Source organism: Flavobacterium sp. (genome assembly GCF_043760115.1).
Classification (GTDB): domain Bacteria; phylum Bacteroidota; class Bacteroidia; order Flavobacteriales; family Flavobacteriaceae; genus Flavobacterium.
The window spans coordinates 1-2,835 of record NZ_JAYUPK010000104.1; the positions used below are offsets into that span (position 1 = coordinate 1).

The window sequence follows — 2,835 nt, forward strand, 5'->3', positions numbered from 1 at the left end:
TGTTTAAAGAATATTTTATGAATAGATAAATTTTCAATATCAATGTCAATTACAATATCAATTACAATGTCAATATCAATTACAAAGTCAATTTAAAAATATAAGTTTAAAAAATAGAAACTTCATCATCATGAGTGTTTTTGAAATTTTAGAAGAAATAACATCAACATAATGAAATTAGAAAAATAAATTATGCTAATAAGAATTGTAAAACTCTCCTTTCACGAAGAAAACATTACAGCATTTTTGGAAAATTTTGAACTTATGAAAGAAAAAATACGAAATGCACCAGGAAATCGTTTTCTAGAATTATATCAAGATAAAAACAATAAAAGTATTTTCTTTACCTACAGTTATTGGGAAACCGAAAAAGATTTAGAAAATTATAGACAATCAGAATTATTTTATGATGTTTGGGAATTTACAAAAAAATTATTTAACGATAAACCCGAAGCTTGGAGTGTAGATAAGTTAGCAAGTTTATAGTTTGTTGTTTTTAGTTGTAATCTAACTAAAAACAACAAACTACATACAATAAACAATTTTTAAAATATGAAATCAATACTATTAAGAGAAATTAAATCCTTTTTTGGCTCGCCAATAGGTTATTTGGTAATTGCAATATTCTTACTTCTCAACGGTTTATTCCTGTGGGTTTTTGAAGGCGATTTTAATATTTTAAACAGCGGTTTTGCCGATTTATCTCCGTTTTTTACCATTTCACCTTGGATATTAATTTTCCTAATTCCAGCTGTAACAATGCGAAGCTTTTCTGATGAAAAAAAACAAGGTACAATTGAATTATTATTAACGAAACCTTTAAGTATTTGGCAAATTGTAAACGGAAAGTTTTTAGGTTCATTTTTATTAATTTTAATAGCAATCATTCCATCATTCATTTACGTTTACGCAATTTATGATTTAGGAATGCCAACAGGAAATATAGATTTAGGAAGTACAATTGGCTCCTATTTTGGTTTGCTTTTTCTAATTGCTGGCTATACTTCTATCGGAATTTTTACTTCAACTTTATCAGATAATCAAATTGTAGCTTTTATACTTTCAGTATTTCTTTGCTTCTTTTTCTATTTTGGTTTTGAAGGAATGGCTACCTTAATTTCAGGATTTGGTTCGGTAATTACCTCTTTCGGAATGGATTATCATTTTAAAAGCATGTCTCGTGGTGTAATAGATTCTAGAGATGTAATTTACTTTGCAAGCATTACCATCTTATTTTTATCATTAACAGTTTATAAATTAAAATCGTTAAAATCGTAATGAAAAATAATAATTTAAAAAATCTATTACTTCTAATCGGAATCTTATTCCTTGTAAATTTTGCTGGAAATTTCTTTTTTAAACGTTTCGATTTAACCTCTGATAAACGCTATACATTATCTGAAACTTCTTTAAAAATAATTAAAGACATACAAGAACCAATGTATGTTGACGTTTTTCTTGAAGGAACTTTTCCTGGAGAATTTAAAAAATTACAATCAGAAACTAGAAATTTACTCGAAGAATTTTCTGCATATAATTCTAATATAATTTTTAGAATTTATAATCCGCTAGAAGAATCTGATAAATTAAACAAAGAAAAAAAACAATTAATTTTTGATTTATTCAAAGTAAACGGACAAATTTCTAGTAAAGAAGAAGCCGCAGAAATTAAAAAAAGTATTGAAGGTATAACCGATTTAAACGAAGCGTTAAAAAAGTCTTTTTTTGGGAATCAAATGCTTCCAATTCAAGTTCAAGTTAGTGACAAAGGCAAGCAATCTCAAGAAACTGTGCTTCCTTGGGCAATTGCAATTTACAATAATAAGGTTGTTAAAATTCCTTTACTAAAAAATTCAATGACGCAAACTACGGCTCAAAAAGTGGTTAGTTCTGTGCAACATCTTGAGTATGCTTTTGCAAATGCTTTTAATACAGTTTCTAAAGTTAAACAGAAAAAAATTGCAGTAATTCAAGGTAATGGCGAGTTAAAAGATTATCAAATTGCCGATTTTTTAAGAGGTGTAAAAGAGAATTATTACATCGGACCATTTACACTAGATTCTGTAGTTAAAAGTCCAGAAAATACTTTAAAATCATTAAAAAATTATGATTTAGCCGTTATTGCAAAACCATCTGAAACTTTTACAGATAACGAAAAACAAGTCTTAGATCAATTTATTATCAATGGCGGAAAAACCATTTGGTTAGTAGATCAAGTTTCTATGGAAATGGATAGTTTATTGAAAACTGGAACCAGTTTGGCATTTCCAAAAAATTTAAATTTAAACGATATGTTTTTTAAATATGGTGTTCGTCTTAAACCAGATTTAATTAAAGATATTGTTGCTGCACCAATTTCGTTAGCTACAGGAAATGAAGGAAGTGAAACCCAGTATAAGCAATTTCCTTGGTTGTATTCGCCCGTAATATATCCTCCAATAGAAAAAGATAAATCTAAAATAAATGCCATAGTTAACAATCTTGACGGATCAAAATTTGAATTTGCAAATCCAATAGAACTCTTAAAAAATGATATTAAAAAAACCATTTTATTACAATCTTCACCTTATTCTAAACCAGTTGGAACGCCAGTTGAAGTAAATTTAGCAATGGTTGAAGAACAACCTAATCAAAACGAGTTTGTAAACTCTGGAAACATTCCTGTGGCAGTTTTATTAGAAGGAAAATTTCATTCGGTTTATGAAAATCGTGTGTTGCCATTTAAAGAAAACACCTTCACTCCTATTGGAAAATCTAATAAAATGATAGTGATTTCTGATGGCGATGTTATAAAAAATCAAGTAGATAAAGACGGTCAACCATTAGAATTAGGTT

General features: G+C 27.9%; 3 protein-coding genes. All 3 read left to right on the forward strand.

Annotation, left to right across the window (positions count from 1 at the left end):
* Nucleotides 1-192 precede the first annotated feature (192 nt).
* A complete protein-coding gene (locus ACH2BC_RS09015) occupies nt 193-486 on the forward strand; it encodes a putative quinol monooxygenase (protein ID WP_395053666.1) in 294 nt (97 codons plus the stop codon).
* 66 nt (nt 487-552) lie between these two features.
* Complete coding sequence (gldF, locus tag ACH2BC_RS09020) at nt 553-1,278, forward strand: gliding motility-associated ABC transporter permease subunit GldF (protein ID WP_395053667.1); 726 nt, start codon at nt 553-555, stop codon at nt 1,276-1,278.
* Nucleotides 1,278-2,835, forward strand: a 1,558-nt coding sequence (gene gldG / locus ACH2BC_RS09025) for a gliding motility-associated ABC transporter substrate-binding protein GldG (protein ID WP_395053668.1), incomplete at its 3' end; no start/stop codon positions are given. The genes gldF and gldG, both read left to right, overlap by 1 nt.

Bases quoted from the DNA above. Each gene is read 5' to 3' on its own strand.
- ACH2BC_RS09015 (WP_395053666.1), top strand. From the start codon at position 193: ATGCTAATAAGAATTGTAAAACTCTCCTTTCACGAAGAAAACATTACA.
- gldF (WP_395053667.1), top strand. From the start codon at position 553: ATGAAATCAATACTATTAAGAGAAATTAAATCCTTTTTTGGCTCGCCA.